Below are 18,548 nucleotides of genomic sequence, written 5' to 3'. Positions count from 1 at the left end.
GCCGCGGCGCATGAGCATCGAGATCCGCACGCTGGGCCGGGTGGACTATGCCGCCACCGTGCAGGCCATGCAGGACTACACCGCCACGCGCGCGGACGGCAGCCCGGATGCGCTCTGGCTCTGCGAGCACGCCCCCGTGTACACCCAGGGCATCGCGGGCAAGTGCGACCACCTGCTGCAGCCCGGCGAGATTCCGGTGGTGCCGACCAACCGGGGCGGCCAGGTCACCTTCCATGGCCCCGGGCAGGTCGTGGCCTACCCGCTGGTCGACCTGCGACGGGCCGGCTACTTCGTCAAGGAGTATGTCTACCGGGTCGAAGAAGCGGTGATCCGCACCCTGGCGCATTTCGGCGTGACGGGCCACCGCGTGGCGGGGGCACCGGGCATCTACATCCGCCTTGCCGACCCGCACAGCCACGCGATGCTGCCCCAGCGCCCGCAAAAGCGCGCCGTGGATGGCGCACCGCCGGAGCCCGACTTCGACGGCCTGGGAAAGATCGCCGCGCTGGGCATCAAGGTAAGCCGGCACTGCACCTACCACGGTGTCGCGCTCAACGTGGCGATGGACCTGGAACCCTTCGGCCGCATCAACCCTTGCGGTTACGCAGGATTGCAAACGGTGGACCTTTCTACAATCGGGGTCCACACCACCTGGGACGAAGCCGCGCAGGTGCTGGGCCAGCAGCTCAGCATCCGCCTTGCGCCTTGACCTCCACCACGCTGCCTACACGCCATGAGCACCCCTGAAGTCGTCCGCGAAGCGCAATCCACCGAAACGTACAACCCGCTGGCCAAGCAGAAGGCCGCGGCCAAGCTGTCGCGCATTCCGATCAAGGTGGAGCAGGGCGAAGTGCTCAAGAAGCCCGAGTGGATCCGCGTGAAGGCGGGTTCGCCCACCACGCGTTTCTACGAGATCAAGGACATCCTGCGCCAGAACAACCTGCACACGGTGTGCGAGGAAGCGTCCTGCCCCAACATCGGTGAATGCTTCGGCAAGGGCACGGCCACCTTCATGATCATGGGCGACAAGTGCACGCGCCGCTGCCCGTTCTGCGACGTGGGCCATGGCCGCCCCGACCCGCTGGACAAGGACGAGCCGCTGAACCTGGCCCGCACCATTGCCCAGCTGCGCCTCAAATACGTGGTGATCACCAGCGTGGACCGCGACGACCTGCGCGATGGCGGCAGCGGCCACTTCGTCGAATGCATCCAGAACATCCGCGAGCTGTCGCCCACCACGCAGATCGAGATCCTGGTGCCCGACTTCCGTGGCCGCGACGACCGCGCGCTCGAGATCCTCAAGGCCGCGCCGCCCGACGTGATGAACCACAACCTGGAGACCGCGCCCCGCCTGTACAAGGAAGCGCGCCCGGGGTCGGACTACCAGTTCAGCCTGAACCTTCTCAAGAAGTTCAAGGCGCTGCACCCCAAGGTGCCGACCAAGAGCGGCATCATGGTCGGCCTGGGCGAGACCGACGAAGAGATCCTGCAGGTGATGCGCGACATGCGCGAGCACGACATCGACATGCTGACCATCGGCCAGTACCTGTCGCCCAGCAACAGCCACCTGCCGGTGCGCCGCTACGTGCACCCCGACACCTTCAAGATGTTCGAGGAAGAGGCCTACAAGATGGGCTTCAGCCACGCGGCCGTGGGCGCCATGGTGCGCTCGAGCTACCACGCCGACCAGCAGGCGCACGCCGCTGGCGTCTGATACCGCACCCCGGCTGCCATGGACTCCACCGCTGCGCCGAGCCTGTCGCTGCGCAGCTACGGTGCCTCGCCAGGCAGCCACAGCCATGGGCATTTCCAGGTGTTGATGGGTTTGTCCGGTGCGCTGGAACTGGAAGTGGAGGGACGCGGCCTGCGCGTTGCCCCTGGCAGCGGATACGTGATTGAACCCGGCGCCCGCCACGACTTCGAATCCCGCCACGGAAGCGTGTGCCTGGTGCTCGACAGCCCGGACCACGCGTGGTCGCAATGCGCAAAGCCTCCCGCGCCGGCACTGGCGCTGGCCCACTATCTGGCGAGCGCCTTGCAGCAGGGCCTTCCGATGGCCCAGGCCCACGGCCCCGCGTTGCTTCTGGAAGCCTGGCAGGCCCTGCCGGCACCCGCAGCGGCGCACAGCGGCACTGCAGGGCCTGCGTCCCGGCGCAGGGCCATCGACTGGGCCCAACTGCAGGGTTGGGCTGCACAGCAGGGGGATGCACACATCACCGTGGCAGACCTGGCCGCACGGGTGCACCTGAGCGCGAGCCAGTTCGCAGCACGCTGCCGCGATGACCTGGGCATCAGCGCCATGGCCTGGCTGCGCGGCCAGCGGCTGGCGCAGGCGCGGCTGCTGCGCGACAGCGGCATGGCGGTGGCCGAGGTGGCGCGGCGCACGGGCTACCGATCGCCGTCGGCGCTGACCGCAGCGCTGCGCCGCGCGGGGCCGTAGCAGCCGCAGGCGCCTGGCTCTTCCCCTCTTGCGCGACGATACGCCATCGTTGCGCGACGATGCCGGCGGCCCGGTGCGCATACAGTCGGCGGCATGCAAGCCAATCTCTACGCCCTGGGCGCCATTGCGCTGTGGGCCTCGCTCGCGTCGCTGGGGGTGTCGCTCACCCATGTGCCGCCGTTCCTCCTCACGGGCATCGCGCTCATCATCGGCAGCGTGCCGGCCTGGCCGTTCGTGGTGCGCGATCCGTCGCAGTGGCGCATTCCGCTGCGCACGCTCGCGCTGGGCGTGTACGGCCTGTTCGCGTACCACTTCCTGCTGTTCATCGCGCTGCGCCATGCGCCGCCGGTGGAGGCCAACCTGGTCAACTACCTGTGGCCGCTGTTCATCGTGGTGCTCGCACCCGTGGTGCTGCCCGGCGTGTCGCTGCGCCTGCCGCACGTGCTGGCGGCGCTGCTGGGCTTTGGCGGCGCAGCGATTGCCATCGCCGGCGGCCGCGAGTTGAGCGGCACGCTGGCCTGGGGCTACCTGCCCGCGCTGGCGGCCGCGTTCATCTGGTCCACCTACTCGCTGCTGACCAAGCGGGTGGCGGCGTTCCCGACCACGGCCATCGGCCTGTTCGGGCTGGTGTCGGGCGTGCTGTCGCTGCTGTGCCATGTGGCGCTGGAACCGCCGGTGGCGTTGATGCCGCGCGACTGGGCACTGCTGGCCTTGCTCGGCCTGGGGCCGCTGGGGGCCTCGTTCTTCCTGTGGGACAAGGCCTTGAAGCTGGGCGACGCGCGGCACATCGGCATCCTGAGCTACATCACGCCGCTGGCTTCCACCAGCCTGCTGATCGTGGTGAGCGGGCGGACGTTCAGCTGGAGCATTGCGCTGGCCACGGCCATGATCATCAGCGCAGCCATCATGGGAATGCGGGCGAAGTGAAGCCCCCCTGAGGCGCTGCGCGCCTTCCCCCCAAGGGGGGACGCACCCGGTGGACTGGCCAAGCCAGATCCACGGGAGCGCTGGCATTGGGCGCGCCCTGTTTTGAACGATGTGAGTGAAATGGGGAGCTGCCGCTCGATCAGCAAGCGCTGACAGCTCCTATTTTGATAGCGCCGTACCATGCGCGGCTGCGTGCTGGCTGCGCAGGCGCAAGAACAGCCAGCCGGTGATGGAGAGGTTCAGCAGATTCCAGCCGATGCCGTTCAGAAAGGCAGCGTGGTAGCTGCCGGTCAGGTCGAAGATCCAGCCCGACAGCCAGCCGCCCAGCGCCATGCCGACCAGCGTGGCCATGATCACGGCGCCGACGCGCACGCTGGCCTGGCTGGGCGGAAAGTGCTCGCGCACGATGATGGCGTAGGTGGGCACGATGCCGCCCTGGAACAGCCCGAACAGCGCCGAGATCACGTACAGGGGCACCAGCCCGTCGTAGGGCAGGAACAGCAGCAGCGCCACGCCCTGCAGCGCAGACCCGAGCAGCAGCGTGCGGATGCCGCCGATGCGGTCGCATATGAGGCCGAAGACCAGGCGGCTCACGATGCCGCAGGCGAGCATGAGCGACAGCATCTGCGCGCCCTGCGCGGCGCCGAAGCCCAGGTCGGTGCAGTAGGCGACGATGTGGACCTGGGGCATGGCCATGGCCACGCAACACGCCACGCCGGCCACGCACAACAGCGCCATCGCGGCGCCCGGCGCCAGGCCGAAGGGAAGGCTGCGGTCCACCGCCGTGGCACTGGCACCGGTACCCGTGGCCTGCGCCGGGATGGCCGGCGGGCGCTGGCGCATGCGCAGCGACAGGGCCAGCATGCCCGCACCGCAGACGGCGCCCAGCGCCATGTAAGTGGGCCGCCAGCCGATGGTGTCGATGCCGTACTGCACGATGGGCGGCCAGACAGCGCCCGCCACGTAGTTGCCGCTGGCGCACACCGCCACCGCGATGCCGCGCCGCCGGTTCCACCACAGGGCCGTGTCGGCCAGCAGGGGCGCGAAGGTGGAAGACCCGCCGATGAAGCCCATGATGGCGTGGGCCAGGCCGAAGGCCCAGATGCTGCCGGACACGCTGGCGCCCAGAAAGCCGCCGAACACGGCCAGCGCGCCCAGCCACAGCACCGGGGTCAGGCCGTGGCGGTCCGCCAGCCGGCCCGTGAGCAGCCCGCCCAGGCCGAGGCACACCATCATCAGCGTGTAGGGCAGCGACGCGCTCGCGCGGCCGATGCCGAACTCGCTCTGCACGGCGGGGAGCACCACCGACACCACGTACATGCTGCTGTTGCCCAGCACGACGAGGCCCAGCGTGGCCAGCAGCCGCTGGAGCGCCTGGGGCGAGTCGATAAGGGAGGGGTCTGCGGGGGCGGTGGGCTGCATGGAGGGCTCGATCAGATGTGTAAGCGTCGCGACCGCCGTCGCGACGGGTGCGCGGCGTTGCGCCGGGTTGCCAAGGGCCGCGGCCAGCCGCCAGATATTGAATCCCAAAGGCCTCTACCGCTTATCCAGAAAGCGCAAGCAGCTATGAATTAAATAGCAACCACCACAATTACCAATTACCAATTACCAATTACCAATCGCCCACCGCACAGCGGGGAGGCACGTCAGGACGCCAGCAGGGTCCCTGGTTCGTCCCCCTCGAGCACCTGCTGCGCCCACGGCGCGAGCTTGCGCGTGTCGGCGCGCAGCACCTCCTGCTTGATGGCCAGGATCTGCGCCGGGTGCATGGAGAAGCTGCGCAGGCCCAGGCCCAGCAGCAGGCGCGTCATGGTCACGTCGCCGGCGGTCTCGCCGCACACGCACACGCTCTTGCCCTGGCGGTGGCCTTCGGCGATCACATCGCCCACCAGGCGCAGCACGGCGGGGTGCAGCGGGTCGTACAGGTGGGCCACGGCTTCGTCGGCGCGGTCGATGGCCAGGGTGTACTGGATCAGGTCGTTGGTGCCGATGGACAAGAAGTCGAAGTACTTGAGGAAGGTGCGCACCATGAGCGCCGCGGCCGGCACCTCGATCATCGCGCCCAGCTCCACATGGCCGTAGGGCTCGCCGCGGGCGTCCAGCTCGGCGCGGGCCAGCTCGACCTGGGCCAGCGTCTGCTGGATCTCGTGCGTGTGGGCCAGCATGGGGAACAGCAGGTTGACCTTGCCGCGTGCCGCGGCGCGCAGCACGGCCCGCAGCTGCGTGCGGAACATGCTCGGGTCGGCCAGGCTCCAGCGGATGGCGCGCAGGCCCAGGGCCGGGTTCAGGTAGCTGTCCTTGTGGGCCTTGTTGTCCAGCGGCTTGTCGGCCCCCACGTCAATGGTGCGGATGGTCACGGGCAGGCCCTGCATGCCGTCGATGGCCTCGCAATAGGCGCGGTACTGCTCGTCCTCGCCGGGCAGGTTGCCGGTCTTGCCCATGAACAGGAATTCGCTGCGGAACAGCCCGACGCCCACGGCACCGGCACGCACGGCGGCGGCGGCGTCGCCGGGCTGCTCGATGTTGGCCAAGAGCTCGATCTTGTGCCCGTCGAGCGTGACGGCGGGCGTATGGCGCAGCCGGGCCAGGCGTTCGCGCTCGAGCTCGACCTGGCGCTGCCGAAAGCCGTACTCGGCCAGGATGATGGGCGACGGGTCGACGATGACCACGCCCGCGTCGCCGTCGATGATGACCCAGTCGTCCTGGCGCACCAGCTGGCTGGCCGCACGCGCGCCCACCACGGCCGGGATGTCCATGCTGCGCGCCACGATGGCGGTGTGCGATGTCTTGCCGCCCACGTCCGTCACGAAGCCGGCGAACACGCTCTGCTTGAACTGCAGCATGTCGGCGGGCGACAGGTCGTGCGCCACCAGCACCAGGGGCACGTCCACGGTCTCGTCGAGCAGCAGGTCTTGCTGCAGCCCCAGCTGCTTGTGCCGCCGCGGGCTGCTGGGCGGCGGCGCCACGGGGCTGGCCACGCCCTTCATGTAGCGCAGGATGCGCTCGACCACCTGCTCCAGGTCGGCCTTGCGCTCGCGCAGGTACTCGTCCTCCATCTCGTCGAACTGGCGCGCGATGACTTCGAGCTGCGTGGTCAGCGCCCACTCGGCGTTGTACAGACGCTCGGTGATCCAGTGCTTGACGCCACCGGTCAGGGCCTCGTCCTGCAGCAGCATCAGGTGCACGTCGAGCAGCGCGGTCAGCTCGTGCGGCGCGTCGGCGGGCATGTCGGCCTGCAGGCGCTGCAGCTCTTCGACCACGGCATTGCGGCCCTGGCGCACGCGCTCGATCTCGGCCGGGATCTGCTCGGCCTGGATGAAGTAGTGGGCCACATCCACGCGGCTCGATGCCACCAGCACCGCCCGGCCAATGGCGATGCCCCGGGCGACTGCGAGACCGTGGACGGAAAAGGTCATGGTGGTGGGGCTACAGGTTCAACAGGGTGATGAAAAATGGGCAGCCGAACAGCTCACTCACCCTCGCCGAACTTGTCGGCGATCAAGGCCAGCAGCGCATCCATGGCTTCCTGTTCGCGGTCGCCGCTGGTCTCGACCTCGACCTCGGTGCCCATGCCGGCGGCCAGCATCATCACGCCCATGATGCTCTTGGCGTTGATGCGGCGGTCACCGCGGCTCATGAACACGTCGCAGGGAAAGCTGCCTGCCAGCTTGGTCAGCTTGGCCGAGGCGCGGGCGTGCAGGCCCAATTTATTGCTGATGGTCGTACGTGTCTTGATCATGGGAATTACGGCGGTTCTGGTTCTGCGGCGCGGAGATCGCCACCTGCATCACACCCTGCGTGCCCCCCACCACCGCGCGGTTCACCACCGAGTCGAGCGGCTCGCTGCGGTAGCTGACTGCGCGCAGCAGCATGGGCAGGTTGGCGCCCGTCACCAGGCGCGATCGCACGCCGTCGGTCAGGCGCTGCGCGATGTTGCAGGGGGTGGCTCCGAACACGTCGGTGAGCACCAGGGTGGAGTCGGTGCCCAGCTGGTCCAGCAGGATGCGCGCCTGGGCCAGCGACTCTTCGGGCGGCTGGTTGGGCGGCACGTCCAGCGCGGCCACGCTGCTGCCGCAGTCGGGGAACACATGCAGCGCGCATTCACGCAGTGCATGGGCCAGCGGGGCGTGGGCGATGAGGAGGATGCTGGTGGTGCTCATGGGGCGGATGTTTGGAGCACATTATGGCGCCGCCCCCGCAGCATGAACCACGCATAGGCCGAGACGTTGCACGCGAGGAACAGCCCCATGGCGGCCTGGAACGACGGCACGGTGTCCATCCCCAGCGCGGCGAACGCATCCACGGCCAGCCCGATGCCCCACTGCACCACGAACACGCCCGCGAAGATCACCAGGTTGTAGGCCGACAGCGCCCGCCCCGCCAGCGCCTGCGAGAACGCCATGCCCACCGCCGGCTGCGACAGCGAGACAAAGGTGCACGACACGCAAAACAGCGCCCAGGCCCCGCCGCCGGCCCGCGGACCGGCCACGATGATCGCCAGCAGGATCAGCAGCGAGAACGGCAGGCCCGCCGCCATCAACCGGTCAGGCCCCAGGCCCTTGCGCAGCAGCCACGGGTTGACCATGCCCCAGGTCCAGAAGGTGCACAGCATGGACACGTTGATCCAGAACAGCCCCGTGGCCGATTCGAGCGGCGTGTAGCCCGCCACGCGCTGCATCCACGGGCCCGCCCACAGCGTCTGCATGGCCACCATGCCGCCGTAGACGAAGAAACCCAGCGGGGCCAGCCGCTGGAAGTACGCATGGCTCCACACCACCGCATAGCCCGGCGCCTCGGGCGGCGGCGCCTCTCGGCGGCCTGCCGACGAGTCCGCCCCGCCCTGCCCCACAGCCGCCCACCCCGGCACCCAGACGGCAATCACCACCATCGACACCGCGATCAGCGCGGCCAGGCCCCAAAAGAGCGGGCGCCAGCCCACCAGCGGCAGCGCCCACTGCACCGGCAGCGTGGACGCCACCATGCCGAGCGAGCCCGTCATGAGCATCCAGGAGTTGGCGCGCATCTGCGTGGTGGGCTCGAACCAGCGGCGGTAGCCGGTGAGTGGCGCCATCAGGCAGGCACTGACGCCCGCGCCGCACAGCACGCGCCCGGCCAGCAGGCCCGAAAACCCCGTGGCCACCGAAAACACCAGGCTGCCCACCACCGCCACGCCCAAAAATCCGAGCGCCACCTTGCGGGGCCCGTGCCGGTCCAGCCACGTACCGAGCGGCAGCTGTGTGGCCGCAAAGCCCAGGAAGTACCCGCCCGCCAGCAGGCCCAGGTCGCTGGCATGCAGCGAGAATTCCTGCGCCAGGGTGGGCGCCAGCGTGGCGGTCACGGCCCGCACCAGAGCCGACAGAAAGTACGCGAACGCAAAGGCGAGAAAGACGATGATGGCCGCCCGCCGCGGCAACAGGTGGGGCGCGCCCGTCATTGGAAGGCGATCCCGGCGAAGAAGGTGTCCGCCACCTCGGGGCGCGGCTTGGCGGTGTAGACCACCGCGTGGTACAGCCGCACCTGCGGCCCCACGGCCCGCGCGAACCACACGCCCTGCGCACTGACCGCGCTGCCGTCAGCCCGCTGGCCCTGCACCACCGTGCGCACCGACTGCGGCAGGGGCAGCACCCCCGTGGGTGTGTAGGGCGTGTCGGTGGCCGATGCGGCGGCTGCGGGCCCCAGGTTGGCAAGGACTGCGGCGCGCCAGTGCATGAGGGCTGCGCCCGCCTGCGACGGGTCGGCCAGCGCGGTGTGCGATACGGCCAGCGTGGCGCCGTCGGCATCGCATCCGGTCATGGCCAGTTCCACCGGTGCACCGGCCAGCTCCACCGTGCGCGTCGCCTGGTCGGGCTTGCAGGGCAGCGTGATGGTGATGGCGGCCTCGGGCAGGGGCACGCTGCGCCAGTTCAGCGCCGGGCTGCAGCCTATCATCATCAGCCCCAGCGCGACGGATACCGAGAGCATCAGCGGCAGGGCCCGGGCCCCGGTCAGTGTCCATTTCATCGGCCCATTATCGGCAGAGCGCTCCTGGTTTGCGCCAGATCATGCTGCGCGCAGAACTTTTGCCCCCGGCGCTGCTCCATCCGCTGGCCGGCAGGGGGGTCTCAGGGCTTGGCGCCAGCACGGCGACGCCCGGTCCGGCACAATCTGCTCCGGGCTGCGCCTTCACAGGCAGGCCTGCAGTAGTTGCGTCAGGCAGACCGAAGGGCGGCCGGCAGTTTCAGCATCGACGGATGGACGAAAGCGAAAGTCATGGCAATCAAACATTGGGCGGCGGGTGTGGCGGTGGCGGCGTTCGCTGCCGTGGGCGCCTATGTGTACCTGGACACGGGCCGCTCCACCGCGCCCGAATCGACGTTCGTGCTGCTGGACGGCACCAGCAAGTCGACCACCGACCTCAAGGGCAAGGTGACGCTCGTCAACTTCTGGGCCACGAGCTGCACCACCTGCGTGGCCGAGATGCCCGAGATCATCTCCACCTACAACAAGTACAACAGCCAGGGCTTCGACACCCTGGCCGTGGCCATGAGCTACGACCCACCGAGCTACGTGGTGAATTTTGCGGAAACCCGCAAGCTGCCTTTCAAGGTCGCCATCGACAACACCGGCAATGTTGCCAAGGCCTGGGGCGACGTGCGCCTGACTCCCTCGACCTTCATCGTGAACAAGCGCGGCGAGATCGTGAAGACCTACGTCGGCGCGCCTAACTTCCCCGAGTTGCACCAGTTGATCGAGAAGCTGCTGGCAGAGACCTGAGGCGCGACTGCACCTCCAAAACAAAAGGCCGATTTCTTACGAAATCGGCTTTTTGGCTTATGTGAGAAGCGTTAAAAGCTATTTTATTGATAGCAAATGCTTGCAACGGCTGCGTCCTAGACCAGGGCCGCTCCGCCGCTGGCGTCGTCCCCCCATCCCGAATTGCGCAGCGATTCGAGAGAAGGGGCTGAGGGCCGCGGCTCCGAGCCTGCCTGCGCAGCCTTGGACGGCCCGAAGAGCTGTCGCCTCTGGCGGCCAGCACCGAGCGGCGCAGCCGCTCAGGGGGGTGTACTTTACTTCGCGCGATAGTTGTCGTGGCAAGCCTTGCAGGTGCCGGCCGCGGCACCGAAGGCGGTCTTGAGGTTGTCCAGGTTGCCCGTCTTGGCGGCGGCCGCCAGCTTCACCGACTCGGCTTCGAGTTTCTCGGCGTGTTCCTTGAACTTGGCCTGCTCCGTCCAGATCTCCGGCAGCGCCTTGGTCGGGGCGCCCTTGTCGGTGCCAGGGCCGAAAGCCACCCAGGGCAGCTTGGCCATCTGGGCCACCACGTCGGCATTTTCCTGTGCGGCCTTGGCATCGAACGGAATGCGGCCGTTGGCCATGGCGCCCAGGCGGCCAAAGTGCTGGCCCATCACGAACAGCGCGCTCTGGCGGTACTTGATGGCGTCTTCGGCCTTGGCGAACTGGGCGGAGGCCGGTGCCGACACGGCGAGGGTGGCGGCAGCCAGGGCGAGCGCAGCGATTGCTTTCATGGGAACTTCCTTTTTGTCGTGGGGTGGGAACAAGAATCGGCGGCTTGGAACCGGCAGCGACCCTGCAGGCGCACCGATGGCGGCCCACGCCAGATCACGAAACGGATTCCCAGCGCAGGCAGTATGCCGGTTTGGCGCTGTTTGTGCTGCTTTGGCGTGCGCCGGGCGCTTTTCGCGGCGCCTGCTCTCCCGCACAATGCGGCCATCGCCCGGGTATCGATCCATCGGAGCAGCCTTCCCGCACTCACCCGCCGACCTACCCACCCACCCATCCACCCACGCCGCCGCAGCCACCATGACGCAGCCACAGCACACCGTACGCATCTGGGACCTTCCCGTCCGCCTCTTCCACTGGGCGCTGGCCGCCAGCGTGATCGCACTGGTCGTCACCGCCAAGGTCGGCGGCAACGCCATGGAATGGCACTTCCGGCTGGGCTATGTGGTGCTGGCCCTGCTGGTGTTTCGCATCGTGTGGGGGCTGGTGGGCGGCCGGTGGTCGCGTTTCACGTCCTTTTTGTACTCGCCGGGGCGCCTGGTGCGCTATCTGAAAGGCTCTGCCCACCCGGAAGATGGCATCGGCCACAGCCCGCTGGGTGCGCTGTCGGTGTTCGGGCTGCTGGCGGTGCTGATCGCGCAGGTGGCCACGGGCTTGCTCAGCGACGATGAGATCGCGTTCGCCGGGCCGCTCACCCGCTTCGTGTCCAACGCGGTGGTGGGCCAGGCCACCAGCTACCACAAGGAGATCGGCCAGTACCTCGTGATCGGCCTCGTGGTACTGCACCTGCTGGCCATCGCCTTCTACGTGCTGGTGCGGCGCCAGCGCATCGTGCGGCCCATGGTGCACGGCGACAAGGACCTGGCGGCCCCCGCCGCCCCGTCGCGCGACGACTGGGCCAGCCGCTTGGTGGCACTGGTGGTGCTCGCAGCCAGCGGAGCGCTGGCCTGGTGGGTCTCCACACTGGCCGGCGCGCCCTCGTTCTAGCAGACTCGCTACACTGCCGCTTCCGTCGTTTTGCACCAACCGTGTTGTGGACAAACCCACCGTCACCTTGCTGACCCCCACCTCGGACGCCGAGATGCAGGAGGTTCGCGACATCTTCCGGGAATACGCCAGCACCCTGGGCGTGGACCTGTGCTTTCAGGATTTCGAAGGCGAAATGGCCGACCTGCCCGGTGACTACGCAGAGCCACGCGGCTCGCTGCTGCTGGCCAAGGTCGATGGCGCAGTCGCCGGCTGCTGCGCCCTGCGGCCCCTGGATACCGCCGACTATCCCAACGCCAGCGAAATGAAGCGCCTCTACGTGCGCAAGGCCTTCCGCGGCTTCGGCCTGGGCCGCGAGCTGGCCGAAGCCATGCTCGACCGCGCACGGCAGGCGGGGTACGCCTGCGTGCTGCTCGACACGCTGGACGACATGGAATCGGCCCGTGCGCTCTACACGGACCTGGGGTTCGAAGAAATTCCTCCGTACTATCACAACCCCATCGCCGGGGCGCATTACCTCAAGGTGGATATCTACTGAGGCATTGAGGGTGCCGTCGCTTGATCATCCAGCACGTGATGCTACGTTTTGGATAGCATCACGCGCCATGGTGTCAGCGGAGTTATGCCTTGGCCTGGGCCAGCAGCGTGTCCGCGTCGCTGACTTCGAACTTGCCCGGGGCTTCCACGTTCAGCGTGACCACCTTGCCGTCCTTGACCAGCATGGAGTAGCGGTTGCTGCGCAGGCCCAGGCCCTTGCCGTTCAGGTCCAGCGTGAGGCCGGTGGCCTTGGCGAACACGGCATCGCCGTCGGCCAGCATGCGCACCTTGCCGTCGGTCTTCTGGTCGCGCGCCCAGGCGCCCATCACGAAGGCGTCGTTCACGCTCACGCACCAGATCTCATCGACGCCGGCCGCCTTGAATTCTTCGACCTTGTCGCGGTAGCCAGGCACGTGCTTGGCCGAGCAGGTGGGTGTGAAGGCGCCGGGCAGCGCGAACAGCGCAATGGTCTTGCCTGCAGTGGCCTTGTCGACCGGCACGGCGTTCGGGCCGATGCTGCAGCCTTCGCCTTCGACTTCGGAATACTCCATCAGGGTGCTTGCGGGCAGGGTGTCACCGACTTGGATCATTGATCTCTCCTAGGTTGTGGGTTGGTTGGTGGGTTTGATGGATGGACGGATTGGCTGTCACGTCCGCATGCGAGGCCTTGCAAAAATGCGGCCCCCAAAAGCAAAACGACCCACATTGTGGGTCGTTCTGGAGGGCAGTGCTGCCAATCAGCCGCAAGGGCTTAGAGCAGGCCGGCCTTTTGCACCAAGCGGGTAGCCACCCAGTTCTTGGTCTTGGAGAGCGGACGGCTCTCGGTGATTTCGATCACGTCGCCCAGCTTGTACTCGCCATTTTCGTCATGGGCGTGGTACTTGCTCGACTTCGCAACGATCTTGCCGTAGAGCTCGTGCTTCACACGGCGCTCGACCAGCACGGTCACGGTCTTTTGACGTTTGTCGCTGACCACCTTGCCAACCAAGGTGCGCTTGAGGGATTTTTTAGGTTCCGTCATAGGGGGCTCCTTACTTGGCGGCTTGCTTTTCAGCAAGGATGGTCTTGGCACGGGCGATATCGCGGCGGGTGGTGCGCAGCGTGTTGGTGTTACCCAGTTGCTGCGTAGCCTTCTGCATGCGCAGGCCGAAATGGGCCTTTTGCAGAGCCTTGATTTCGGCTTCAATGCCGGCGACGTCTTTTTGGCGCAGTTCAGTAGTCTTCATTGCTTGTTCTCCTGAATTACGCGCCAATGTGACGGCTGACGAACGTGGTGCGCAGCGGCAGCTTGGCAGCAGCCAGGCGGAACGCTTCACGGGCCAGTTCTTCGGGCACACCGACGATTTCGAAAACGATCTTGCCGGGCTGGATTTCGGCCACGTAGTACTCGGGGTTGCCCTTACCGTTACCCATACGCACTTCTGCGGGCTTGGTAGAGATTGGCTTGTCCGGGAACACGCGGATCCAGATACGGCCGCCACGCTTGACGTGACGGGAAATCGCACGGCGTGCAGCTTCGATCTGGCGGGCCGTCAGACGGCCACGATCGGTGCACTTCAGACCGAAATCACCGAACGCAACGGAGGCACCCCGCGTTGCGACACCGGTATTACGGCCCTTTTGCTCCTTGCGGTACTTGCGGCGAGCAGGTTGCAGCATACTTATTCTCCTTTTCCGTCCGCTGCTGTAGCGGGCGCGGCGACTTTGCGTACGCGCTTAACGGCGGTGTTATCAGCGCCACCAGCTTCCGCTGGCTTGTCGCTGCCGTCGGCCGGTGCGGTGTTGCCACCGACAGGACGACGTGGACCACGGCCTGCGCCTGGACGGTCGCCACCTGGGCGGCCATCACGGCGAGGACCACGGGGACGGCGCTCTTCTTCAGGACGCGGCGTTTCTGCCACTGGCAGATCGTTGCGGCCCAGCGTATCGCCCTTGTAGACCCACACCTTCACGCCGATCACACCGTAGGTGGTCTTGGCTTCGGAGGTGCCGTAGTCGATGTCGGCGCGCAGGGTGTGCAGTGGCACACGGCCTTCGCGGTACCACTCGGTACGTGCGATTTCGATACCGTTCAGACGGCCGGACGACATGATCTTGATGCCTTGGGCACCCAGACGCATGGCGTTTTGCATGGCGCGCTTCATGGCACGGCGGAACATGATCCGCTTTTCGAGCTGCTGCGTGATGCTGTCGGCGATCAGCTTGGCATCGATTTCAGGCTTGCGCACTTCTTCGATGTTCACTGCGACGGGCACGCCCAGGCGAGCTGCGAGTTCCTTCTTGAGGTTCTCGATGTCTTCGCCCTTCTTGCCGATCACGACGCCAGGACGTGCCGAGTAAATCGTGATGCGGGCGTTCTTGGCAGGACGCTCGATCAGGATGCGCGACACGGCGGCGTTCTTGAGCTTGGCCTTCAGGTACTCGCGCACCTTGATGTCTTCGGCCAGCATGCCCGCGAAGTCGCGGTTGCTGGCGTACCAACGGCTGGACCAGTTGCGGCTGACCGCAAGGCGGAAGCCGGTAGGATGGATTTTCTGTCCCATAGTCTTCCCGAGCCTTTAGTTGCCAACCGTCACGTACACATGGCACGTGGGTTTGCTGATGCGGTTGCCGCGGCCTTTGGCGCGCGCGGTGAAGCGCTTGAGCGTGGTGCCTTGCTCGACGTAGATGGTCTTGACCTTCAGTTCGTCGATGTCAGCGCCGTCGTTGTGCTCAGCGTTGGCGATGGCGGACTCCAGAACCTTCTTGACGATGCCGGCAGCTTTTTTCTGCGTGAACGTCAGGATGTTCAGAGCTTGGTCAACCTTCTTGCCGCGGATCAGATCGGCGACCAGACGGCCCTTGTCGACCGACAGACGGACGCCCCGGAGGACTGCACGTGTTTCAGACATGGTCGTTCCTTATTTCTTGACTTTTTTGTCAGCGGGGTGACCCTTGAAGGTGCGCGTCAGGGCGAATTCGCCCAGCTTGTGGCCCACCATCTGGTCGGTAACGTAGACCGGCACGTGTTGCTTGCCGTTGTGAACGGCGATGGTCAGACCGATGAAATCGGGCAGAACCATGGAGCGACGCGACCAGGTCTTGACTGGCTTCTTGTCCTTGGTGGCGATGGCCTTTTCGACCTTGGCCAGCAAGTGATGGTCAACAAACGGGCCCTTTTTGAGAGAACGAGTCATTTGCTACCCCTTACTTCTTGCGACGCGACACGATCATGATCTGTGTGCGCTTGTTGTTGCGGGTGCGATAACCCTTGGTCAGATTGCCCCAAGGATCGACTGCATGGCGGCCTTCGCCGGTGCGGCCTTCGCCACCACCGTGAGGGTGATCCACTGGGTTCATGGCCACGCCGCGAACGGTCGGGCGGATACCCATCCAGCGCTTCACACCGGCCTTGCCGAGTTGGCGCAGGCTGTGTTCTTCGTTGGCGACTTCACCAATGGTGGCGCGGCACTCGATGTGAATCTTGCGCACTTCGCCAGAGCGCATACGCACCTGGGCGTAGACACCTTCGCGGGCCAGCAGGGTTGCCGAAGCACCAGCCGAACGGGCGATCTGTGCACCGGCACCGGGCTTGAGCTCGATGCAGTGGATGGTCGAACCCACGGGGATGTTGCGGATCGGCAGCGTGTTGCCAGCGCGGATCGGGGCTTCCGAACCGGACAGCAGGGTTGCGCCCACTTCCAGGTTGCGGGGAGCGATGATGTAGCGACGCTCACCGTCGGCATAGCACACCAGAGCGATGTGGGCCGTACGGTTGGGGTCGTACTCAATGCGCTCGACCTTGGCGGGGATGCCGTCCTTGTTGCGCTTGAAGTCCACCACACGGTAGTGGTGCTTGTGGCCACCGCCCTTGTGGCGGGTGGTGATGTGACCGTTGTTGTTACGGCCGGCCTTCTGGAACTGAGGTTCCAGCAGGGGGGCGTACGCTTCACCCTTGTACAGGTGGTCACGCGTGACCTTCACCACGGCACGTTGGCCGGGCGAAGTGGGTTTCATCTTGATGACAGCCATGATTACGCGGCCTCCCCAGAGAGGTTCAGCTCTTGACCAGGCTGCAGCGTGACATAAGCCTTGCGAACGTTGTCGCGGCGGCCGATGGTCTTGCCAAAACGCTTGGTCTTGCCTTTGGTGTTCACCACAGAGACGCCCTTGACCTCGACCTTGAACATCAATTCCACAGCGGCCTTGATTTCTGGCTTGGTTGCGTTCTGCAGCACCTTGAACGTCACAGCATTGGACTTTTCAGCAACCATGGTGGCCTTTTCGGACACGATGGGAGCGACCAGCACTTGCATCAGACGACCTTCGTCAAACTTGAGTGTGCTCATGCGAACATCTCCTTGAGTTTGTCGATTGCACCCTTGGTGACGAGCACTTTCTTGAAACGGACAAGCGACACGGGATCGGCGTAACGGGGCTCGACGACGAGCACGTTCACCAGATTGCGCGATGCCAGGTACAGGTTTTCGTCCACTTCCTCGGCGATCACCATCACCGATTGCAGGTTCATCGCCTTGAACTTGTCGGCCAGGACCTTGGTCTTGGGCGAGTCCAGCTTCAGCGAGTCGACCACAGCCAGACGGCCTTCACGGGCGAGCTGCGAAAGGATCGCAGACATGCCGGCGCGGTACATCTTCTTGTTGATCTTTTGCGTGAAGTTTTCGTCAGGCATGTTCGGGAAAATCCGACCGCCCCCGCGCCACAGTGGCGACGAGGTCATACCTGCACGTGCGTTACCCGTACCCTTTTGCTTGAAAGGCTTCTTGGTCGAGTGACGAACTTGCTCGCGGTCCTTCTGGGCGCGCGTGCCTTGGCGTGCGTTGGCCTGGTAGGCCACCACGATCTGGTGGACCAGATCTTCGTTGTATTCACGACCGAACACGGTTTCTGGAACATCCAGCTTGGATGCGCCTTGGCCTTGGTCATTCAGGAGTTCGAGCTGCATTAGTTCGCTCCTTGTGCTTTGGCCTTGACCGCTGGACGCACCGTCACGAACCCACCCTTGGAGCCCGGAATAGCGCCCTTGATCAAGAGCAGTTGACGCGCTTCGTCGATGCGGATCACATCGAGGTTTTGCGTGGTCTTGGTGACATCGCCGAGGTGGCCCGTCATCCGCTTGCCGGGGAACACGCGACCTGGGTCTTGTGCCATACCGATCGAGCCAGGCACGTTGTGCGAACGGCTGTTACCGTGCGACGCGCGCTGCGAGCTCATGTTGTGGCGCTTGATGGTGCCGGCGTAGCCCTTACCGATCGAAGTACCTTGCACGTCGACCTTTTGGCCCACGGCAAACACATCCGCCACGGGCACAGCGGCACCGGCGGCATACTTGCCGGCGGTTTCAGCGGTCACGCGGAATTCTTGGATGATTTCACCGGCTTCCACACCTGCCTTGGCAAGGTGGCCGGCTTCTGGCTTGGTCACGCGCGATGCTTTGCGCGAACCGAACGTGACCTGCAGGGCCACGTAGCCATCGTTCTCTTGGGTTTTGATCTGGGTAACGCGGTTGTTGGACACATCCACCACCGTGACAGGCACTGCGTCCCCATCATCAGTGAACAGACGCATCATGCCCACCTTGCGACCCAGCAACCCGAGGGAGTTGCTCAGACTCATTGGTTTTCTCCAAAACTCTCACCGCCCCAACTTCAATTGGCTGTGGCGTTGCACTCGCGTGCATGAAAGAAGGTTAATAAAACTCCGCAAAAAGCGCCCGCAAGCGGGCGCAAATGAAGCGAAGCCCTAAAGTATAACGCGAACCGCTTTTTCAAGCAAGTTCGCGTTATTTCTACCAGGGCAGGCACCGGGCCCGCCCCGAAGCTGCCATTACTGGAGCTTGATTTCGACGTCCACGCCTGCGGGCAGGTCGAGCTTCATCAGAGCGTCCACGGTCTTGTCCGTAGGGTCCACGATGTCCATCAGACGCTGGTGCGTGCGGATTTCCAGCTGGTCGCGCGACGTCTTGTTGACGTGGGGCGAACGCAGGATGTCGAAGCGCTTCATGCGGGTCGGCAGGGGCACGGGGCCCTTGACGATCGCGCCGGTGCGCTTGGCGGTGTCAACGATCTCGGCGGCGGACTGGTCGATCAGCTTGTAATCGAAGGCCTTCAGGCGGATGCGGATTTTTTGCTTGGACATGGCAAGTTCCTTCTGATGCTTG

General features: G+C 65.7%; 26 protein-coding genes. 7 read left to right on the top strand and 19 right to left on the bottom strand.

Annotation, left to right across the window (positions count from 1 at the left end):
• Nucleotides 1-10: 10 nt before the first annotated feature.
• The 4 genes from lipB to ACSQ3D_RS16615 all read left to right on the top strand — a co-directional run bounded on the left by lipB (nt 11) and on the right by ACSQ3D_RS16615 (nt 3,367).
• The gene (gene lipB / locus ACSQ3D_RS16630) at nt 11-709 is read left to right on the top strand and encodes a lipoyl(octanoyl) transferase LipB (protein WP_436127644.1); all 699 of its coding nucleotides are present in this window, start codon (nt 11-13) and stop codon (nt 707-709) included.
• A gap of 24 nt (nt 710-733) precedes the next feature.
• Nucleotides 734-1,714 carry a lipoyl synthase gene (gene lipA, locus ACSQ3D_RS16625; protein ID WP_436127643.1) on the top strand — a complete coding sequence of 327 codons (981 nt, stop codon included), beginning with the start codon at nt 734-736 and terminating at the stop codon, nt 1,712-1,714.
• 18 nt (nt 1,715-1,732) lie between these two features.
• The gene (locus ACSQ3D_RS16620) at nt 1,733-2,440 is read left to right on the top strand and encodes an AraC family transcriptional regulator (RefSeq protein ID WP_436127642.1); all 708 of its coding nucleotides are present in this window, start codon (nt 1,733-1,735) and stop codon (nt 2,438-2,440) included.
• Between the two features lie 93 nt (nt 2,441-2,533).
• Nucleotides 2,534-3,367 carry a DMT family transporter gene (locus ACSQ3D_RS16615; RefSeq protein WP_436127641.1) on the top strand — a complete coding sequence of 278 codons (834 nt, stop codon included), beginning with the start codon at nt 2,534-2,536 and terminating at the stop codon, nt 3,365-3,367.
• A gap of 159 nt (nt 3,368-3,526) precedes the next feature.
• Here ACSQ3D_RS16615 and ACSQ3D_RS16610 read toward each other — a convergent pair whose 3' ends face one another.
• From ACSQ3D_RS16610 to ACSQ3D_RS16585, 6 genes are all read right to left on the bottom strand, one after another.
• Nucleotides 3,527-4,789: an MFS transporter gene (locus ACSQ3D_RS16610; protein WP_436127640.1), complete on the bottom strand. Its 1,263-nt coding sequence runs from the start codon at nt 4,787-4,789 to the stop codon at nt 3,527-3,529.
• A 224-nt stretch (nt 4,790-5,013) separates the two neighbouring features.
• On the bottom strand, nt 5,014-6,783 hold the full coding sequence (ptsP, locus tag ACSQ3D_RS16605) for a phosphoenolpyruvate--protein phosphotransferase (protein ID WP_436127639.1): 1,770 nt from the start codon (nt 6,781-6,783) through the stop codon (nt 5,014-5,016).
• A 53-nt stretch (nt 6,784-6,836) separates the two neighbouring features.
• Nucleotides 6,837-7,106, bottom strand: a complete 270-nt coding sequence (locus ACSQ3D_RS16600; RefSeq protein WP_056164752.1) for an HPr family phosphocarrier protein — start codon at nt 7,104-7,106, stop codon at nt 6,837-6,839.
• The gene (locus ACSQ3D_RS16595; protein ID WP_056164753.1) at nt 7,075-7,527 is read right to left on the bottom strand and encodes a PTS sugar transporter subunit IIA; all 453 of its coding nucleotides are present in this window, start codon (nt 7,525-7,527) and stop codon (nt 7,075-7,077) included. The genes ACSQ3D_RS16600 and ACSQ3D_RS16595 overlap by 32 nt, the downstream gene beginning before the upstream one ends.
• Nucleotides 7,524-8,801 (bottom strand): MFS transporter, encoded by a 1,278-nt coding sequence (locus ACSQ3D_RS16590; protein WP_436127638.1) that lies wholly within the window; start codon nt 8,799-8,801, stop codon nt 7,524-7,526. Before ACSQ3D_RS16590 ends, ACSQ3D_RS16595 begins: the two co-directional genes overlap by 4 nt.
• Nucleotides 8,798-9,367 carry a hypothetical protein gene (locus ACSQ3D_RS16585; protein ID WP_436127637.1) on the bottom strand — a complete coding sequence of 190 codons (570 nt, stop codon included), beginning with the start codon at nt 9,365-9,367 and terminating at the stop codon, nt 8,798-8,800. The genes ACSQ3D_RS16590 and ACSQ3D_RS16585 overlap by 4 nt, the downstream gene beginning before the upstream one ends.
• Before the next feature lie 249 nt (nt 9,368-9,616).
• Here ACSQ3D_RS16585 and ACSQ3D_RS16580 point away from each other — a divergent pair, with 249 nt between their 5' ends.
• The gene (locus ACSQ3D_RS16580) at nt 9,617-10,120 is read left to right on the top strand and encodes a TlpA disulfide reductase family protein (RefSeq protein WP_056416678.1); all 504 of its coding nucleotides are present in this window, start codon (nt 9,617-9,619) and stop codon (nt 10,118-10,120) included.
• A gap of 293 nt (nt 10,121-10,413) precedes the next feature.
• Here the strand turns inward: ACSQ3D_RS16580 and ACSQ3D_RS16575 are convergent, their stop codons facing one another.
• A complete protein-coding gene (locus ACSQ3D_RS16575; RefSeq protein ID WP_396507188.1) occupies nt 10,414-10,869 on the bottom strand; it encodes a c-type cytochrome in 456 nt (151 codons plus the stop codon).
• Nucleotides 10,870-11,164: 295 nt separating this feature from the next.
• On the opposite strand from ACSQ3D_RS16575, the gene ACSQ3D_RS16570 reads away from it, so the two are divergent.
• Both ACSQ3D_RS16570 and ACSQ3D_RS16565 read left to right on the top strand, forming a co-directional pair.
• Nucleotides 11,165-11,851 carry a cytochrome b/b6 domain-containing protein gene (locus ACSQ3D_RS16570; protein ID WP_436127636.1) on the top strand — a complete coding sequence of 229 codons (687 nt, stop codon included), beginning with the start codon at nt 11,165-11,167 and terminating at the stop codon, nt 11,849-11,851.
• Nucleotides 11,852-11,897: 46 nt separating this feature from the next.
• Entirely contained in the window at nt 11,898-12,389 is a 492-nt protein-coding gene (locus ACSQ3D_RS16565; protein WP_056416670.1) for a GNAT family N-acetyltransferase, read from the top strand.
• An 82-nt stretch (nt 12,390-12,471) separates the two neighbouring features.
• Here the strand turns inward: ACSQ3D_RS16565 and ACSQ3D_RS16560 are convergent, their stop codons facing one another.
• From ACSQ3D_RS16560 to rpsJ, 12 genes are all read right to left on the bottom strand, one after another.
• A complete protein-coding gene (locus ACSQ3D_RS16560) occupies nt 12,472-12,978 on the bottom strand; it encodes a peroxiredoxin (RefSeq protein ID WP_056416667.1) in 507 nt (168 codons plus the stop codon).
• Between the two features lie 161 nt (nt 12,979-13,139).
• Entirely contained in the window at nt 13,140-13,409 is a 270-nt protein-coding gene (rpsQ, locus tag ACSQ3D_RS16555; RefSeq protein ID WP_055394987.1) for a 30S ribosomal protein S17, read from the bottom strand.
• Between the two features lie 10 nt (nt 13,410-13,419).
• Complete coding sequence (gene rpmC, locus ACSQ3D_RS16550) at nt 13,420-13,614, bottom strand: 50S ribosomal protein L29 (protein WP_008906429.1); 195 nt, start codon at nt 13,612-13,614, stop codon at nt 13,420-13,422.
• A 16-nt stretch (nt 13,615-13,630) separates the two neighbouring features.
• Nucleotides 13,631-14,047, bottom strand: coding sequence for a 50S ribosomal protein L16 (gene rplP, locus ACSQ3D_RS16545; protein ID WP_056164770.1), 417 nt, complete (start codon nt 14,045-14,047; stop codon nt 13,631-13,633).
• Between the two features lie 2 nt (nt 14,048-14,049).
• On the bottom strand, nt 14,050-14,931 hold the full coding sequence (gene rpsC / locus ACSQ3D_RS16540; RefSeq protein WP_056164772.1) for a 30S ribosomal protein S3: 882 nt from the start codon (nt 14,929-14,931) through the stop codon (nt 14,050-14,052).
• 15 nt (nt 14,932-14,946) lie between these two features.
• Nucleotides 14,947-15,279: a 50S ribosomal protein L22 gene (gene rplV / locus ACSQ3D_RS16535; protein WP_005796970.1), complete on the bottom strand. Its 333-nt coding sequence runs from the start codon at nt 15,277-15,279 to the stop codon at nt 14,947-14,949.
• A 9-nt stretch (nt 15,280-15,288) separates the two neighbouring features.
• The gene (gene rpsS, locus ACSQ3D_RS16530; RefSeq protein ID WP_056164774.1) at nt 15,289-15,564 is read right to left on the bottom strand and encodes a 30S ribosomal protein S19; all 276 of its coding nucleotides are present in this window, start codon (nt 15,562-15,564) and stop codon (nt 15,289-15,291) included.
• Between the two features lie 10 nt (nt 15,565-15,574).
• Nucleotides 15,575-16,399 (bottom strand): 50S ribosomal protein L2, encoded by an 825-nt coding sequence (rplB, locus tag ACSQ3D_RS16525; RefSeq protein ID WP_010467175.1) that lies wholly within the window; start codon nt 16,397-16,399, stop codon nt 15,575-15,577.
• Nucleotides 16,400-16,401: 2 nt separating this feature from the next.
• On the bottom strand, nt 16,402-16,716 hold the full coding sequence (rplW, locus tag ACSQ3D_RS16520; RefSeq protein ID WP_010467173.1) for a 50S ribosomal protein L23: 315 nt from the start codon (nt 16,714-16,716) through the stop codon (nt 16,402-16,404).
• The gene (gene rplD, locus ACSQ3D_RS16515; protein WP_010467171.1) at nt 16,713-17,333 is read right to left on the bottom strand and encodes a 50S ribosomal protein L4; all 621 of its coding nucleotides are present in this window, start codon (nt 17,331-17,333) and stop codon (nt 16,713-16,715) included. Before rplD ends, rplW begins: the two co-directional genes overlap by 4 nt.
• The gene (rplC, locus tag ACSQ3D_RS16510) at nt 17,333-18,004 is read right to left on the bottom strand and encodes a 50S ribosomal protein L3 (protein WP_056416664.1); all 672 of its coding nucleotides are present in this window, start codon (nt 18,002-18,004) and stop codon (nt 17,333-17,335) included. The genes rplD and rplC overlap by 1 nt, the downstream gene beginning before the upstream one ends.
• Nucleotides 18,005-18,214: 210 nt before the next feature.
• Complete coding sequence (gene rpsJ / locus ACSQ3D_RS16505) at nt 18,215-18,526, bottom strand: 30S ribosomal protein S10 (RefSeq protein ID WP_005796953.1); 312 nt, start codon at nt 18,524-18,526, stop codon at nt 18,215-18,217.
• Nucleotides 18,527-18,548 lie beyond the last annotated feature (22 nt).

It is taken from the genome of Acidovorax sp. LjRoot117 (assembly GCF_964252695.1).
Classification (GTDB): domain Bacteria; phylum Pseudomonadota; class Gammaproteobacteria; order Burkholderiales; family Burkholderiaceae_C; genus Acidovorax.
Note: the sequence above shows the minus strand (reverse complement) of the source record. Positions and strands in the feature narration are given on the sequence as shown.

Coding starts and splice junctions, on each gene's coding strand:
- ACSQ3D_RS16610 (WP_436127640.1), bottom strand. CDS start 4,789: ATGCAGCCCACCGCCCCCGCAGACCCCTCCCTTATCGACTCGCCCCAG.
- rpmC (WP_008906429.1), bottom strand. CDS start 13,614: ATGAAGACTACTGAACTGCGCCAAAAAGACGTCGCCGGCATTGAAGCC.
- ACSQ3D_RS16580 (WP_056416678.1), top strand. CDS start 9,617: ATGGCAATCAAACATTGGGCGGCGGGTGTGGCGGTGGCGGCGTTCGCT.
- lipA (WP_436127643.1), top strand. CDS start 734: ATGAGCACCCCTGAAGTCGTCCGCGAAGCGCAATCCACCGAAACGTAC.
- rplW (WP_010467173.1), bottom strand. CDS start 16,716: ATGAGCACACTCAAGTTTGACGAAGGTCGTCTGATGCAAGTGCTGGTC.
- rpsC (WP_056164772.1), bottom strand. CDS start 14,931: ATGGGACAGAAAATCCATCCTACCGGCTTCCGCCTTGCGGTCAGCCGC.
- rplC (WP_056416664.1), bottom strand. CDS start 18,004: ATGAGTCTGAGCAACTCCCTCGGGTTGCTGGGTCGCAAGGTGGGCATG.
- ACSQ3D_RS16600 (WP_056164752.1), bottom strand. CDS start 7,106: ATGATCAAGACACGTACGACCATCAGCAATAAATTGGGCCTGCACGCC.
- lipB (WP_436127644.1), top strand. CDS start 11: ATGAGCATCGAGATCCGCACGCTGGGCCGGGTGGACTATGCCGCCACC.
- ACSQ3D_RS16585 (WP_436127637.1), bottom strand. CDS start 9,367: ATGAAATGGACACTGACCGGGGCCCGGGCCCTGCCGCTGATGCTCTCG.
- ACSQ3D_RS16560 (WP_056416667.1), bottom strand. CDS start 12,978: ATGATCCAAGTCGGTGACACCCTGCCCGCAAGCACCCTGATGGAGTAT.
- ACSQ3D_RS16615 (WP_436127641.1), top strand. CDS start 2,534: ATGCAAGCCAATCTCTACGCCCTGGGCGCCATTGCGCTGTGGGCCTCG.
- rpsQ (WP_055394987.1), bottom strand. CDS start 13,409: ATGACGGAACCTAAAAAATCCCTCAAGCGCACCTTGGTTGGCAAGGTG.
- rplB (WP_010467175.1), bottom strand. CDS start 16,399: ATGGCTGTCATCAAGATGAAACCCACTTCGCCCGGCCAACGTGCCGTG.
- ACSQ3D_RS16595 (WP_056164753.1), bottom strand. CDS start 7,527: ATGAGCACCACCAGCATCCTCCTCATCGCCCACGCCCCGCTGGCCCAT.
- rplV (WP_005796970.1), bottom strand. CDS start 15,279: ATGTCTGAAACACGTGCAGTCCTCCGGGGCGTCCGTCTGTCGGTCGAC.
- ACSQ3D_RS16570 (WP_436127636.1), top strand. CDS start 11,165: ATGACGCAGCCACAGCACACCGTACGCATCTGGGACCTTCCCGTCCGC.
- rpsS (WP_056164774.1), bottom strand. CDS start 15,564: ATGACTCGTTCTCTCAAAAAGGGCCCGTTTGTTGACCATCACTTGCTG.
- ACSQ3D_RS16590 (WP_436127638.1), bottom strand. CDS start 8,801: ATGACGGGCGCGCCCCACCTGTTGCCGCGGCGGGCGGCCATCATCGTC.
- ptsP (WP_436127639.1), bottom strand. CDS start 6,783: ATGACCTTTTCCGTCCACGGTCTCGCAGTCGCCCGGGGCATCGCCATT.
- rpsJ (WP_005796953.1), bottom strand. CDS start 18,526: ATGTCCAAGCAAAAAATCCGCATCCGCCTGAAGGCCTTCGATTACAAG.
- ACSQ3D_RS16620 (WP_436127642.1), top strand. CDS start 1,733: ATGGACTCCACCGCTGCGCCGAGCCTGTCGCTGCGCAGCTACGGTGCC.
- ACSQ3D_RS16575 (WP_396507188.1), bottom strand. CDS start 10,869: ATGAAAGCAATCGCTGCGCTCGCCCTGGCTGCCGCCACCCTCGCCGTG.
- rplD (WP_010467171.1), bottom strand. CDS start 17,333: ATGCAGCTCGAACTCCTGAATGACCAAGGCCAAGGCGCATCCAAGCTG.
- rplP (WP_056164770.1), bottom strand. CDS start 14,047: ATGCTGCAACCTGCTCGCCGCAAGTACCGCAAGGAGCAAAAGGGCCGT.